This window comes from Geodermatophilus sp. URMC 65, from assembly GCF_053502545.1.
Window position 1 is genome coordinate 903,069 of sequence record NZ_CP199954.1, and the last position, 13,500, is coordinate 916,568.

At 71.9% G+C, this 13,500-nt stretch carries 11 protein-coding genes; 2 read left to right on the forward strand and 9 right to left on the reverse strand.

The genetic code is table 11. The annotated features are described in order from the left end of the window. Window positions 1-119: 119 nt before the first annotated feature. From ACWIX7_RS04180 to ACWIX7_RS04205, 6 genes are all read right to left on the reverse strand, one after another. Window positions 120-1,064, reverse strand: a complete 945-nt coding sequence (locus tag ACWIX7_RS04180; RefSeq protein ID WP_448620348.1) for a sulfotransferase domain-containing protein — start codon at window positions 1,062-1,064, stop codon at window positions 120-122. 174 nt (window positions 1,065-1,238) lie between these two features. Next, window positions 1,239-1,811, reverse strand: a complete 573-nt coding sequence (locus tag ACWIX7_RS04185) for a DoxX family protein (protein WP_446765988.1) — start codon at window positions 1,809-1,811, stop codon at window positions 1,239-1,241. A gap of 44 nt (window positions 1,812-1,855) precedes the next feature. Further along, complete coding sequence (locus tag ACWIX7_RS04190) at window positions 1,856-2,932, reverse strand: maleylacetate reductase (protein ID WP_446765987.1); 1,077 nt, start codon at window positions 2,930-2,932, stop codon at window positions 1,856-1,858. Then, entirely contained in the window at window positions 2,929-3,876 is a 948-nt protein-coding gene (locus tag ACWIX7_RS04195) for an intradiol ring-cleavage dioxygenase (protein ID WP_446765986.1), read from the reverse strand. The genes ACWIX7_RS04190 and ACWIX7_RS04195 overlap by 4 nt, the downstream gene beginning before the upstream one ends. Then, the gene (locus ACWIX7_RS04200; protein ID WP_446765985.1) at window positions 3,873-5,648 is read right to left on the reverse strand and encodes an FAD-dependent oxidoreductase; all 1,776 of its coding nucleotides are present in this window, start codon (window positions 5,646-5,648) and stop codon (window positions 3,873-3,875) included. Before ACWIX7_RS04200 ends, ACWIX7_RS04195 begins: the two co-directional genes overlap by 4 nt. A gap of 146 nt (window positions 5,649-5,794) precedes the next feature. Continuing rightward, window positions 5,795-7,363 carry an FAD-binding oxidoreductase gene (locus ACWIX7_RS04205; RefSeq protein WP_446765984.1) on the reverse strand — a complete coding sequence of 523 codons (1,569 nt, stop codon included), beginning with the start codon at window positions 7,361-7,363 and terminating at the stop codon, window positions 5,795-5,797. Between the two features lie 656 nt (window positions 7,364-8,019). Between ACWIX7_RS04205 and ACWIX7_RS04210 the strand changes: the two genes are divergently transcribed. Then, a complete protein-coding gene (locus ACWIX7_RS04210; protein WP_448620349.1) occupies window positions 8,020-8,832 on the forward strand; it encodes an IclR family transcriptional regulator domain-containing protein in 813 nt (270 codons plus the stop codon). A gap of 482 nt (window positions 8,833-9,314) precedes the next feature. On the opposite strand, the gene ACWIX7_RS04215 is transcribed toward ACWIX7_RS04210, so the two are convergent. From ACWIX7_RS04215 to ACWIX7_RS04225, 3 genes are all read right to left on the reverse strand, one after another. Next, window positions 9,315-10,475 (reverse strand): acyl-CoA dehydrogenase family protein, encoded by a 1,161-nt coding sequence (locus ACWIX7_RS04215; protein WP_446765982.1) that lies wholly within the window; start codon window positions 10,473-10,475, stop codon window positions 9,315-9,317. Window positions 10,476-10,478: 3 nt separating this feature from the next. After that, the gene (locus ACWIX7_RS04220; RefSeq protein ID WP_446765981.1) at window positions 10,479-11,789 is read right to left on the reverse strand and encodes a CaiB/BaiF CoA transferase family protein; all 1,311 of its coding nucleotides are present in this window, start codon (window positions 11,787-11,789) and stop codon (window positions 10,479-10,481) included. Window positions 11,790-11,885: 96 nt separating this feature from the next. Further along, on the reverse strand, window positions 11,886-12,425 hold the full coding sequence (locus ACWIX7_RS04225) for a MaoC family dehydratase (RefSeq protein WP_446765980.1): 540 nt from the start codon (window positions 12,423-12,425) through the stop codon (window positions 11,886-11,888). A gap of 237 nt (window positions 12,426-12,662) precedes the next feature. Here ACWIX7_RS04225 and ACWIX7_RS04230 point away from each other — a divergent pair, with 237 nt between their 5' ends. Continuing rightward, the gene (locus tag ACWIX7_RS04230; protein ID WP_446765979.1) at window positions 12,663-13,475 is read left to right on the forward strand and encodes an IclR family transcriptional regulator domain-containing protein; all 813 of its coding nucleotides are present in this window, start codon (window positions 12,663-12,665) and stop codon (window positions 13,473-13,475) included. The last annotated feature ends 25 nt before the right edge of the window (window positions 13,476-13,500 follow it).

Sequence of the window (13,500 nt, forward strand, 5' to 3'; positions counted from 1 at the left end):
CGGCGCCCCGGTGCCCCACGTCGTCCGGCCGCCGCGTGCAGGACCCGTCGCATCTTCCGTCCCTGGGCGGCGGGTCCCCGCGCGCGGGGACCGCGTCGAACTGCAGCGGTCGGCCTCGGTCACCACTCGGCTCGGTAGACCTCCGCGTAGGGGAAGTCCGAGCCCAGCCGGTGCAGCGCCGACTCGCAGTGGTCATCGATGCGGCGGCGCTGCTCAGCGGTGAGCAACTCGGCCGACCCGCCGGCCGCGCCGCGGCGGACCATGCGGGTCTGCTGTGAGCCGAGGGGGGTGAACGGGCCGAGGTCGAAGCGCTCGCCCACCGCACGCATGGCCTCGAAGGTGCAGTGCGACCTGACCCGCTCCAAGGCTTGAGGGTCGAGGTCGACACCCATCAGGTCCGCGACCTGGCCGATGCCGCCGGGCAGGTCGGCCACGAGCTCCTCGTAGCGCAGGGCCAGGACGTTGGGCCGCTGGCGCTCGGCCCACCAACCGGCGACGTGCTCCGGCCACGGCCCTCCGGAGGGGGCGAACCCCTGTTCGCTGAGGAACAGCTCCACCCACGTGCTCACGCTGGGCATCAGCGGCCCCAGCGCGATGCCGCGGACGAAGTGGTAACTGGAGACCACCACGTCCTTGGGGTCGCGGATCACCACGACATAGCGCGCGGCGTCGGTCAACGGCGCCGCCTCACGAGGCAGGTGGGTCTTCACCGGGCGCAACCCGGTGGGAGCCTCGCGCCAGGTGGGCTCCTCCAGCGGGACCGCGACGGAGGTCTGGCCGCCGGGAGCGTCCGGCCACGGCGCCACGTCGTGGATGTGGTCGAACCGGCCGAGCCCGACGGTCGCGACCTGGTGGACGATCTGCAGCATCCAGTTGGTGCCGCTCTTCTCGTAGGTGGCGACTACGACGTCGTGCTCCCCGGGCAGGTACTCGCCGAAGTCGGCCGGTCGCGGGCCGAACCGACCGAGGACGGAGAGCAGCCGCACCCACAGTCCGAGGCGCTCGACCACCCGCAGGACAGGGCTGACGCCGCGAGCCACGGCCTGCGCTCGTAGGGAGGGCACCACCTCACCGTGCGGCCCGCGCCGGTTCGAGGCGGGCCGACCGCCGGCGATCAACCGGACGGAGCGGCCGCGGCCGATGGCCTGCCGTAGCCGTTCGCGCGCCGTGGCCACACCGTCTTCTGCATGGCCGTTGGGCACCGGCTCACTCCTGGGCGGACGGGATCTGCCGCAGCACTAGGCCCCGGCCGTCGTGGGGTCCCCCGCGGTGTCCTCCGGCGGAGCGGGCACGGCGGACGGGCCGGCAGCAGAGGTGACGCCCGGGCGGCCGCGGCGCGCGACCGCCATGGTGAGGAAGGACGTGGCCACCCCGGCGGCCAGCGCGGCGACTGCCACGGCCGGCCCCTTCCGCTCGATGCCCAGCACACTGTCCAAGGAGAGGTCACCGGCTCCGGTCTCGGCCAGCGCCGTCACCGCACCGATCAGGACGGCGTTGTACTCCCACCCGCCGTTGGCCGCCCACGGGCCGTTGGGCAGGTGCACCTTGCGGATGGCGGTGGTCATCACACCGGTGAGCGCGGACGCCGCGAGCGGCGTGGCCAACCCGGCGGCCAGCAGCGCGCCGCCGGCGGTCTCGGTGACCCCGGCGAGCGTGGCGTGCACCTTCGCCGGCCGCATCTCCAGCGCCTCCATCATGCCCTCGGTGCCGGCGCGTCCCGGGCCGCCGAACCAGCCGAAGAGCTTCTGTGTGCCGTGGCCGATGAACAGCCCGCCGATCAGGAGGCGTGCTCCCAGACGTCCGATGCTCATGTCTTCTCCTCGGATTTCAGTGGGGTGACCGTGCCGCGGCTGTGTCAGGAGCCGGGGCTGCCGGGCGACCGGCCGGACCAGGCCGCCTCGAGCAGTGCGGTGACGCCCTCCTGTGTCACCGGCCGCGGGTTCGCGTAGGGGTTGGCGACCGCGAGCTCCACGATGCGCGGGATGTCGTCCTCCTGCATGCCGAGCTCGGCCAAGGACCGCGGTGCGCCGAGCCGGCCGGCCAGCTCCCACAGCTCCCGGGCGGGGTCGGCGACGCCGCCGAGCGCGCGGGACAGGGCGGCGACCGCGTCGGGGGCGGCGGGCTGGTTGTAGGCCAGTGCGTGCGGCAGGACGACGGTGTGGGTCTGGGCGTGCGGGAGGTCGAGCGTGCCGCCGAGGGTGTGGCAGAGCTTGTGGTGCAGCGACATCGTCGTCGCTGCCAGCACCGCGCCGCACAGCCAGGCGCCGTACTGCGCCTCGCCGCGGGCGTCGACGTCGGATCCGTCGGCGACCACCCGGGGCAGGGCGGCGGCCAGCGCCCGGGTGCCCTCCTCGGCCATCAACGAGACGATCGGGGTCGCGTCGGGGGCGTAGAGCCCCTCGACGGCGTGGGCGATCGCATTCATCCCGCTGGTGGCCGACAGCTGCGCCGGGAGGCTCAGCGTCAGCTCCGGGTCGTAGACGACGCTCTTGGGCAGGACGCGGAGGTCGCGGCCGGTGCGCTTGGCGCCGCCTTCGGTCAGCCCCCACACCGGGGTCATCTCCGAGCCGGCGTAGGTCGTCGGGACGGCGATCACCGGCAGGCCGTGCTCCAGCGCGATGGCCTTGCCCAGGCCGACCGCCGAGCCGCCGCCGACGGCGACGCAGCCGTCGGCGCCGAGCTCGCGGGCGAGGTCCCGGGCCCGGGTGGCCACCTCGACCGGTACGTGCATGCGGGCCTCGGCCAGGACGCCGGCAGCTCGGTCACCCAGCGCGGCGGCGACCTCCTTGCCGGTCGCCTCCTGCTCGGGTGAGCACAGGACCAGGACGCGGGTCAGCCCCAGTGCCGCGACCTCGTCCGGCAGCCCGGCCAGGGAGCCAGGGCCGAACACCACGCGCATGGGCAGCGCGGAGTAGGTGAACGGCCGGATCACGACGGCGCTCCGGGAGCTCCGCGCACCACGGTCGGCTGCGCCTGCGCCGGCTGGGCGGCCGGCGGTGCCTGGTCGGCGCGCAGCAGGGAGAGGTCGAACGTGAGCGTCCGGAAGGGGTTGGGCAGCCCGAGGTCCGCGGCCCGGGCCGGGTCGTCGACCTCGGCCACGTCCCGGATCAGGCTCTCCTTGACGCCGAACACCGCGTCGGAGTCCAAGTAGGGGCTGTCGGCGACGAAGACGTGCGTGGTCACCGGCCGATAGCCCGGAGCCGCGACGATGAAGTGCAGGTGCGCCGGCCGGTTGGGGTGCCGGCCGGTGGACGACAGCAGCTGGCCGACCGGCCCGTCGTCGGGGATCGGGTAGTACCGCGGCACCACCGACCGGAACCAGAAGCGCCCGTCCTCATCGGCGGTGAACATGCCGCGCAGGTTGCCCGGCGGCTGGATGCCGGGCTGCTGGACGTCGTAGAAGCCGTCCTCGTTGGTCTGCCACACGTCCACCGATGCGCCGGCCAGCGGCTCGCCGTCCGGGCCGGTCACCTGGCCCGACACCAGGCAGGGGGTGCCCTTGCCGTCGAGCGCGATGTCCGCGCCGAGCTCCCGTACCGGGGACTCGACCATGTGGAACGGGCCCAGCACCGTCGACTCGGTCGAGGTGCCGCCGGTCCGGTGGTTGATCGTCTCCACCAGCATCGACACACCGAGGACGTCGGAGAGCAGGATGAACTCCTGCCGCACCTCGTTGCTCATGTGCCCGGTGCGAGTCAGGAAGTCGATCGCGAACCCCCACTCCTCCTCGCTCAGCTCCACGTCCTTGACGAAGGCGTGCAGGTGGTGGACCAGGGAGGTCATCACCTGCCGCAGCCGCGGGTCCGGGGTGTCGGCGAAGCTCCCCGCGACCACCTCGGCCGACCGCTCCTCGCTGAACAGCTCCCGGTCGCTCATGCCTGTGCCTCCTCGCCGTTGCGGTCCAGCACGGTCCGCAGGGCGCTCTCCAGCGCCGCCTCGGCCTCGGTTTCCGTTGCGGCGCCGGTCTGCCGGAAGGCGACGTAGTTGTCCGGGCGGGTGAGCAGTACACCGCCGTCGTCGATGCCGCGGACCCGTGCCCAGTCGCCGTACAGGTCGTCGTACTCCCGGCCGGGGCCGATGACGACGGCGGCGACGTCGATGCCCAGCCGCTCCCCCACCACCGAGGCCGCGCGCGTCCAGCTGTCGCCGCCGATGCCGGTGAACACCGTGAACCGGCCGCGCCCCCCCAGGTCCAGGGTGGAGACCTGGCGTCGGTGGTCGGTGGTCAGCCAGGCGTGCGGCAGCTTCGCACCGGGCCGCGACGAGGTGTGGGAGTACAGCTCCGGGTCCCGGACCGGCTGCTCCGGAGGGGTGCCGTCGGGTACCACCGCGGAGGACTCGTAGCGCTGGTCCATCTCCACGCCGTGGCAGTTGAACTCGTAGTCCTTGAACGCGATCGCCTCGCGCAGCGCGGCCCGCTGCTTCTCCGCCTCCGGCGTGGCGTCCTTGCGGGCGGCCATGTGCTCGACCATCCGCTCGGGGTCGGTGGTGTTCAGCAGACCGAGGGCGTCGAAGATCCGCGACGTGTCCGCGATGCTCTGGTTGGCCCGGTCGACGATCTGCCTGCCCACCGGCGCGCGCTCGGCCGAGTAGGTGTCCAGCAGCCCCGGACCGGCCTGGCCCTTGAGGACGGCGGCGAGCTTCCAGGCCAGGTTGTAGGAGTCCTGGATGGAGGTGTTGGACCCCAGGCCGTTCGACGGCGGGTGCCGGTGGACGGCGTCGCCGGCGCAGAAGACCCGGCCGGTCGAGTACCGCTCGGCGGACAGGTGGTTGACCGTCCACGCCGAGCTGGACGTGATCGTGACCTTCACCGAGTCGTCGCCGACGAGCTTGCGCACGATGGAGAGCGCGTACTCCTCGGTCAGGTCCGGTGCCGGGCCGTTGATGTCGTAGCCCCAGACGATCAGCCACTTGTGCCAGGGCCGGACCATCCGCACCAGGCCGGCACCGATGCCGCCGACGTCGGCACCGGGCTGCAGCACCCAGTAGAGGACTGACGGGCGGTCGGCGACCAGGTGGGACAGGTCGGCCTCGAAGACGATGTTGATGCTGCCGCCGACGCCCATCTGCCCCTGCAGCGGTAGGCCGATGTCGTCGGCGACCTGACTGCGCCCACCGTCGGCGCCGATGACGTACCGGGCCCGGATGTCGTACTCGTCGCCGCGCAGCCGGTCGCGCACGTGCACCGTGACGCCCTCGTCGTCCTGCTGCATCCAGAGGTACTCGGTGTCGAAGCGCACCTTCGCGCCACGGGACTGGGCGTTGTGCAGCAGCACCGGCTCCATCAGGTCCTGCGGCATGTCGCACATGCGCGAGGGGCTGGCCGCCGAGTAGTCGGCGAACCGGTCGGGACGGGTCCCCCAGCTGTGCAGGCGGCCCAGCTCCTCACCGGCGATCGAAGTGCAGTAGACGAGGTTGCCCATCAGCTCCTGCGGCACGGCCTCGGCCATCACCTCCTCCTCGACGCCGAGGTCGCGCAGCGCTTCCATCGTGCGCTGGTTCGTGATGTGCGCCCGGGGGGTGTCGGCCAGGCGGCCGTACTTCGTGATGACCGTCGTCTGCACGCCGTAGGTCGCCAGGGCCAGCGCGGCGGCGGAGCCCGCCGGTCCACTGCCGACGACGAGGACGTCGGTGTCGAGGTCTGCCATGGGTGGCTCTCCTTGTCGCTCGAGTTCCGTCCGATCCCGACCGTGGGGCTGGGCGGCCCTGCAGACAGTGACTTCTGTCGCTCCTGCGGTGAGCCGATCGGGGACCTTCCGGACCGCGGAGGCGGAGCTGCCTCCGTGGACACGGGTCAGCGGTCGTTGCCCCTCTCGGTCCCCTGGCTCCCCCAGACGCCGTAGCGCCCGGGCGAGAGGATGCCGCGTGGGTCGACCGCGTCCTTGATCTTGCCCAGGAACCGGTGGTAGGCGCCGTCGTTGAACGACAGATGGCCGGCGACGTCGTCCATGAAGTGCAGGTGGGTGCGGTAGGGCACGTAGCCCTGCTCGCCCAGCTCGTTGATCAGGTTGTGCGCCACCGACAGGGCGGCCTTCGTCATGTCCTCGTTCGTCTTGTCGAAGTTGATGCCCGTCACCACCGCCGCCGACCGGGCGCTGATCGCCAGGATCCCGATCTGCGCCAGGAAGCCGTTGGAGACCAGCGTGGTCCGGATGATGTCGACCACCTCGGTGACGACGTCGCCCTTCATGGGTGCCACCGGGGAGACCTCGACGTGCCCGACGAAGGGCGGGAACAGCTCCAGCAGGTCCAGGTGCGGGATGCCGATCTGCACCTTCTCGGTCTGGTTGGTGATCTCGCCGTACTGATCGGGGGTGTAGACGGGACCCTCGTAGACCGACGAGCCCGGGATGCGTGACCAGACCTGGAGGATCTTGGCCCGCTTGACCGCCATGACGTCAGGGTCGTCCCACAGGGCGATGCGCACCGACCAGCGGCCGAGACCGGTCTCCCGCCCGTGGTCGTCGAGCTGCTCGTCGGTCCAGGCGGTGCCCGGCTGCATCGGCAGGTCCTTGATGATGGTGCCGTTCAACGGAGCGCCGTAGAAGCAGGGAACGCCACGCACGAGGCCGGCCAGCATCAGGTCGCGGACGGCGTCGACCGCAGCGCCCAGATCGGTGTCGTGCTCGATGTTGAGCGAGAGGGTCTGGTACGCCTCGGGGGTCGGCTGGAGCCAGACGCCCATCTTGGTCACGATGCCCAGGTTGGACTGCATGAACAGCGGGTCCAGCACCGGTCCCACGCCACGCTTGTAGACGTGCCACGCCGGGTTCCCCGGCTGCGCCCCGAGGCCGGTCCGCAGCAGCTCACCGTCGGGCAGCACGACCTCCATACCGCACGCGGCGGAGAAGTCCTGGCCGTTGGCCATGTACGTGACGCCGTTGTCCAGGGAGTTGCCGACCAGGCTGCCCCAGCCGATGTCCGGCACGGACAGGCGCAGCCGGTGTCCGCCGGCTTCGAGCGCCTCGTGCAGGTCGAGCCAGCGGACGCCGGGCTCCACCACGGCATAGGCGAGCTCGTCGTCGATCTCCAGCACCCGGTCCATCCGCCGCAGGCTCAACTGGAGCGAACCCCCGACCCGGGGCGAGGCGCCGCCGTAGCCGTTGTTGCGTCCCTGTGAGCTGGTCGAGAGCGCCACGTCGTACTCGTTCGCCAGGCGCACGACCGCCTGCACCTGCTCGGTGCTCGCGGGCAGCACCACGGCCGAGCCGCGGTACGTGGAATCGCCCGGGATCCAGTAGGGGTCCTGGAACTCCTGCACCTGCTCGTCCTCGAGCAGGACGGCCTCGGTACCGAGCAGCTCCTGCAGCCGGGACACGAGCTCCGTCGGCAAGGTGACCCGGGCAGGCTCGAGCGCAGTCATTGTTGACCTCGTTTCCGGTGGTGTGCCGTCGAGGTTGGCACCGCGAGGCTGCCGTCGGTGCTGACTGGCGGATTCTGTCCGGTCCGTGGGCGGCAATGTGCTAGCCGACGTCGGGCAGCCGAGGCGGTCGCTGCGCCGACCCGCTCGCTCGGGCCGGAGGGCCGCTCACTGGTGGTCGGGGCGGCTTGGGAGCCGAGGGTCCTCGTGCGCGGGACCGCGCCGCTCAGCGTCGGATGCACGAGGGAGGGCGAGACGGCGTGGCGAAGCGCAGGGTCCCGGCCCACTGGGAGGCCACGCCTGCCTCAGCTCCTGGCCGCGCCTGAGCCCATTACCGCGCCCGGTACCCATGACGCCCTGAGCGCGCCTGGGGGAACAGGCCGGCTTCGACGCCGTGCACGTGACCGGGTTCAGGACCACGGCCTTGCTCATCGGGCGACCCGACGTCGGGCTCCCCGGTAGCGAGAGCGACGACGTGCGGCGGATCGTCTCGGCTGCGTCCCGGTGATCGCCGACGCGGACGCCGGTCACGGCGATGCGCTGGACGTGTTGCGCACCTGTAGCTCCACGAGCAGGCCGGCGTGGCCGGCCCCCGCTCCGGGTGAGTGACGTCGACGGCATTCCTGTTCGCTGACCGAACGCATTGCTAGGCTCGAGCCATGGACCCTGCACCTCCCCCTCGAAGCTCCTCGGACGGAGGCGAGCGTCTCGAGCAGCTCGAACGCGCGATGGCGGTGCTCGAGTCCTTCGACGGCGACCACCCCGCGATGACGCTGAGCGAGGTCGCGGAGCTGACCGGCATGACCCGCGCGGCGGCCCGGCGGATCCTGCTGACCCTGCGCTCCCTCGGCTTCCTGAAGTCCGACGGCCGGGAGTTCTCGCTCACGCCCAAGGTGCTCAACGTGGGCTGGAACTACTTCGCCTCCCTGGGGGTGGACGAGATCGCCCGCCCCGTGCTCGCCGACCTGGTCAAGCGGCTCAACGAGTCCTGCTCCATGTCGACGCTCGACCTGCCCAACGTCGTCTACGTCGCCCGGGTCCACCCGCAGCGGGTGATGACCATGGGTGGCGGCGTGGGCAGTCGCCTCCCGGCCTCCACCACGGCCGCCGGCCGGGTGCTGCTGGCCGCCCTCGACGACGCGGCACTGGACGAGTACCTCGCCGGCCGGCCCCTGCGGCAGTACACGCCGCGCACGATCACCGACCCCGACCGGTTCCGGGCCGCGCTCGCCGAGGTCCGCGACCAGGGCTACTGCCTGGTCGACCAGGAGCTGGAGATCGGCCTGCTGGCCCTCTCGGTCCCCGTCACCGGCCGTGACGGCCGGACCAGCGCTGCCGTGAGCGTCTCTTCGAGTGCCGCCCGGATGACACCCGCCCACTTCCGCCGTGAGTGCCTCCCCCCGCTGCGCGAGGCCGCGTCCCAGATCTCCGCCGCGCTCTCCCTCTCCGACGCACGCAGCACCATCATCTGACCGAGGCACGCTGACCCATCCAGGAGTCGGACAGCTACGCGGCGGCCGCCGACGAACAGGCAGGTGCTCACACAGCCGCCGTGCGGCCTCCCCCGTCACCGGCGCGTCCGTCAGGCCGCGGGACAGCCATCCGGACCGGTTCACCGGCCCGGCGGGTGTCCGTCCGTAGCCCCGGGAGCGCGCAGTACAGCATCGGCACCGCGATCCCCCCGACCGCAATCCGTGCCGCCCAGTGTCCGGCGCCCGTGTGGACGCCGTTGCCGAAGCGGAGATGGGACACCCGGGGCCGCCGGAGGAGAGGACCGGGGTGGTGGGTCCGCCGGGTCGGACACCAGTCCTGCCGGCGTCCTCGGGCAGGCCACCCAGCCCCTGCGCATGGGAGCACAGCGGCCCACTCCACTCCGACGTCGTCGATCGGACCGGGTCGGCCCCGACCCCGTCGGTCCCCGGTGGACCGGGGACCGACGGGGGCGAGCGTGCCGTCAGCCGACGACGGTCGTGCCGCTGAGGAGCGACTTGGCCACCACGGTGCGCAGCACGTCGTTGGTGCCTTCCCCGATGCTCATCAGCGGAGCGTCGCGATAGAGGCGCTCGATCTCGTACTCGGAGGAGTAGCCGTAGCCGCCGTGCACCTTCATCGAGTCGATGGCCGCCTCGAGCGCGACGTCGGAGCAGAAGATCTTGGCCATCCCGGTCGGACCGTCGGCCCGGCCGAGGGTCAGCCGGCTCGCCGCCCAGTACGCCATCAACCGGGCGGCTTGGACGTTGGTGGCCATCTGCGCCAGCTTCAGCTGGATGGCCTGGAACTGGGCGATCTCCTGCCCGAACGCTTTGCGCTCCTGGGAGTAGCGCAGCGCCTCGTCATAGGCGCGCTGCGCGACGCCGACCGACCGGGCGGCGATGTTGACCCGCCCCCACTCCAAGGCGGACAACACCTGCTGCATGCCGCGCCCCTCGACGCCGCCGAGGAGGTTCTCCGCCGGCACCTGCGCCCCGTCGAGCAGCACCTCGCAGGACTCCGGCCCCTTGTACCCGACCTTGGGGATGTCCTTGAGCACCGAGTAGCCGGGCGTGCCCTGCTCCACCAGCAGCACGCTCATGCCCTTGTGCGCCGGGGTGGCGGTGGGGTCGGTCTTGACCATCACCGGCAGCGGATCGGCGAACCGGGCGTTGGTGATCCAGGTCTTGGTGCCGTCGACGACGTACCCGCCGTCGGTCTTGCGGGCGACGGTCCTGATCCCCTGGACGTCGGTCCCGGCGTCGGGCTCGGTGAGCCCCAGACCGGTGCGGCGCTTCCCGGTCGCGAGGTCGGGCAGGTACCTGGCCTTCTGCTCCTCGGTCCCGTGCATGGCGATCAGCCGGCAGGACAGCGAGTGGCTCCCCAGGACGCCGGCGACGCCCATCCAGCCACGCGCCAGCTCCTCGAACACGATCGCGAAGGCCACCGGGTCCAGGTCGAGCCCGCCGTACTCCTCCGGGACGGTGATCCCGAACAGACCCATCTCCTTGAGCCCCTCGACGATCTCCGTCGGGTACCGCCCGGCCTGCTCGTACTCGCGGGCGACCGGGATGACCTCCTTGTCGACGAAGTCCCGGAGGACACTGCGGAACTGCTGCTGGTCGTCGGTCAGTTCGAAGTCCATCTGTCACTCCACGGGGACGTCGGTGGTCGGGGTGTGCGCGGGCGCCGGGCGCCCGTCCAGGTCGGGGTCCAGATCCCCGAAGGCCCCGGCCGAGGCGAGGGCGCGGATCCGCTGTTCGTCGTAGCCGGCGACGGCACGCAGGACGCGGTCGGCGTCCTCGTTGCGGGCAGGTCCCCGGCGGTACGTGAGGGCGGCCGGGTCGCCGACCCGTACCGGTGAGGCCAGCGTGCGGACCCGGCCGAACCGCGGGTGCTCGGTCTCCACCACCAGACCGCGGGCAGCGGTGTGCTCGTCGGCCAGGGCGTCGGCGACGGAGTTGATCGGGGCGACCGGGACGCCGGCCGCGCCGAGCAGCTGGAGCCACTCGTCGACCGGCCGCTGGCGGAACCTGTCCTCGAGCAGCGGCAGCAGCGCCTCGCGGTGCCGCTGCCGCCCGCCGAAGTCGCTGAACCGCGGGTCCGCGGCGACCTCGGGCAGCTCGAGCGCATCGATCAGGAGCCGCCAGAACTTCTCTTTGGGACAGGCCACGACCAGCCAGCCGTCGGCTGCCTGGAAGTTCCCGAAGGGGACCAGCGACGGGTGCGCGGAGTGCCGCGTCCGCGCGGGGACGTAGCCGGCGTTGAGGTGCCACGCCGCGGGGTAGTTCAGCATCGTGACGGCCGTGTCGAAGAGGCTGACGTCGCAGTCCAGGCCGACGCCGTCCCGCCGGGCCGCGTGCACCCCCACCACCAGGGACAGTGCGGCCACGTAACCACCGGTCCAGTCCACGAGCGACAGCCCGGTCTTGGTCGGCGGCCCCCCGGGCTCACCGGTGAGGTCCATCCACCCCGCCAGACCCTGCAGCATGTAGTCGTAGCCGGGGCCGTCGGCTCGCGGCCCGGTCATGCCGAAGCCGCTCAGCGAGCAGCAGACGATCGCGGGGTTGAGGTGCTTGAGGTCCTCGTACCGGATGCCCATCTTCGCCGGGACGTCACCGCGGAGGTTGGAGAACACCGCGTCGCTGCCGCGCACCAGGTCCTCGAAGACGGCACGCCCGGCGGGTGAGCGCAGGTCGAGGGACACACTGGACTTGTTGCGGTTCAGCGCCTCGTAGAAGAGCGAGTCCTCGCCCTCGCCGTACGGGGGCACGTACCGGCCGACGTCCCCGCCGGACGCCGGGTCCTCGATCTTGATGACCTCGGCGCCCAGGTCGGCCAGGTGCAGCGTGCCCCACGGACCGGCGCCGTACTGCTCCAGGGACACGATGCGCACGCCCTCCAGCGGCCTCGGGCGTCGTGTCGCGGGTGCCTCCTCCGCGTCGGTCGGTCGGGTCACGGCCACCGCGCTCCTCTCGATCGACTGGACTTCGCTTCACGGACAACAGGTTGGTGCGACCACGGCAGGCGGCGTGTGGGCTACAGCCGCTCCGGCTCAGGCGGTCAGCGGCTTCTTCCCGCGCGGGAAGACGCTCCGCGCGGCCTCGGCACCCCTCTTGTGGACGTAGAAGGTCCGGCGGAAGGACAGCACCTCGTCGCCGTGCTGGTTCAGCGTGCGCGTCTTGATGGTGACGATGCCCGCTCGGGGGCGGCTGCCCGACTCCCGCTTCTGGAGCACCAGCGACTCGGAGAAGAGCGTGTCGCCGGCGAACACGGGATGGGTGAGGACCAGACCGTCGAGCCCCAGGTTGGCGAACGCGTTCTGGGTGGTGTCGGTGACCGACTGCCCGATGGCGATCGCGATGGTCAGTGTGGAGACGACGAGCGGGCGGCCGAACTCCGACGCCTTGCCGACCTCGGCGTTGAAGTGCGACTGGTTGGTGTTCATGGTCAGCAACGTGAACCATGTGTTGTCCGCCTCGGAGACGGTGCGCCCCAGCGGGTGCTGGTAGACGTCCCCCGGCTGGAAGTCCTCGTAGAAGCGTCCCTCCCACCCGGGTCGGACGGTCGGGGTCACGTCAGCGTGCTGCGTCATGCGGGAACCGTTCTCCTCTTCTGCGGCGACGGGTCCGCGCAAGGACACCGAAGTTCGCTGACCGTACATTCGTGCGCTGAGGTTAGTCCCGTAGCAAGGGGGGGTCAAGGTCGGACCGTCCCGCTCGGGACGTGGCGCGGTCGGCACCCGCGCGGCACGCCGCTGTCCCAGGCGGCCACCGCACGACTCCGCGGCCGAACCGTGTTCGCTCACCGAACACGCCGCTAGGCTCTGGCCATGGACACTGCCTCCCGTCAACGCCAGGCGCCGGACGGTGGCGAGCGACTCGAGCAGCTCGAGCGGGCCGTGGCCGTGCTGGAGTGCTTCGACAGCACCCATCCGGCGATGACGCTGAGCGAGGTCGCGGAGCTGACCGGCATGACCCGCGCGGCGGCCCGGCGGATCCTGCTGACCCTGCGCTCCCTCGGCTATCTGAAGTCCGACGGCCGGGAGTTCTCGCTCACGCCCAAGGTGCTCAACGTGGGCTGGAACTACGTCGCCTCCCTGGGGGTGGACGAGATCGCCCGCCCCGTGCTCGCCGACCTGGTCAAGCGGCTCAACGAGTCCTGCTCCATGTCGACGCTCGACCTGCCCGACATCGTCTACGTCGCCCGGGTCCACCCGCAGCGGGTGATGACCATCGGTGGCGGCGTGGGCAGTCGCCTCCCGGCCTCCACCACGGCCGCCGGCCGGGTGCTGCTGGCCGCCCTCGACGACGCGGCACTGGACGAGTACCTCGCCGGCCGGCCCCTGCGGCAGTACACGCCGCGCACGATCACCGACCCCGACCGGTTCCGGGCCGCGCTCGCCGAGGTCCGCGACCAGGGCTACTGCCTGGTCGACCAGGAGCTGGAGATCGGCCTGCGCGCCATCTCGGTCCCCGTCACCGGGCGCGACCACCGGACCGGCGCTGCCCTCAGCGTCTCCTCGAACGCGGCCCGGACGACGCTCACCCATCTCCGCCGCGAGTGCCTCCCCCCGCTGCGCGAGGCCGCCGAGACGATCTCCGCCGCGCTCTCCCTCTCCGACGCACGCAGGACCGTCCTGTGACCGACGGCTGCTGACCGGACTCACG

Bases quoted from the DNA above. Each gene is read 5' to 3' on its own strand.
- ACWIX7_RS04185 (WP_446765988.1), bottom strand. From the start codon at position 1,811: ATGAGCATCGGACGTCTGGGAGCACGCCTCCTGATCGGCGGGCTGTTC.
- ACWIX7_RS04195 (WP_446765986.1), bottom strand. From the start codon at position 3,876: ATGAGCGACCGGGAGCTGTTCAGCGAGGAGCGGTCGGCCGAGGTGGTC.
- ACWIX7_RS04200 (WP_446765985.1), bottom strand. From the start codon at position 5,648: ATGGCAGACCTCGACACCGACGTCCTCGTCGTCGGCAGTGGACCGGCG.
- ACWIX7_RS04205 (WP_446765984.1), bottom strand. From the start codon at position 7,363: ATGACTGCGCTCGAGCCTGCCCGGGTCACCTTGCCGACGGAGCTCGTG.
- ACWIX7_RS04210 (WP_448620349.1), top strand. From the start codon at position 8,020: ATGGACCCTGCACCTCCCCCTCGAAGCTCCTCGGACGGAGGCGAGCGT.
- ACWIX7_RS04215 (WP_446765982.1), bottom strand. From the start codon at position 10,475: ATGGACTTCGAACTGACCGACGACCAGCAGCAGTTCCGCAGTGTCCTC.
- ACWIX7_RS04225 (WP_446765980.1), bottom strand. From the start codon at position 12,425: ATGACGCAGCACGCTGACGTGACCCCGACCGTCCGACCCGGGTGGGAG.
- ACWIX7_RS04230 (WP_446765979.1), top strand. From the start codon at position 12,663: ATGGACACTGCCTCCCGTCAACGCCAGGCGCCGGACGGTGGCGAGCGA.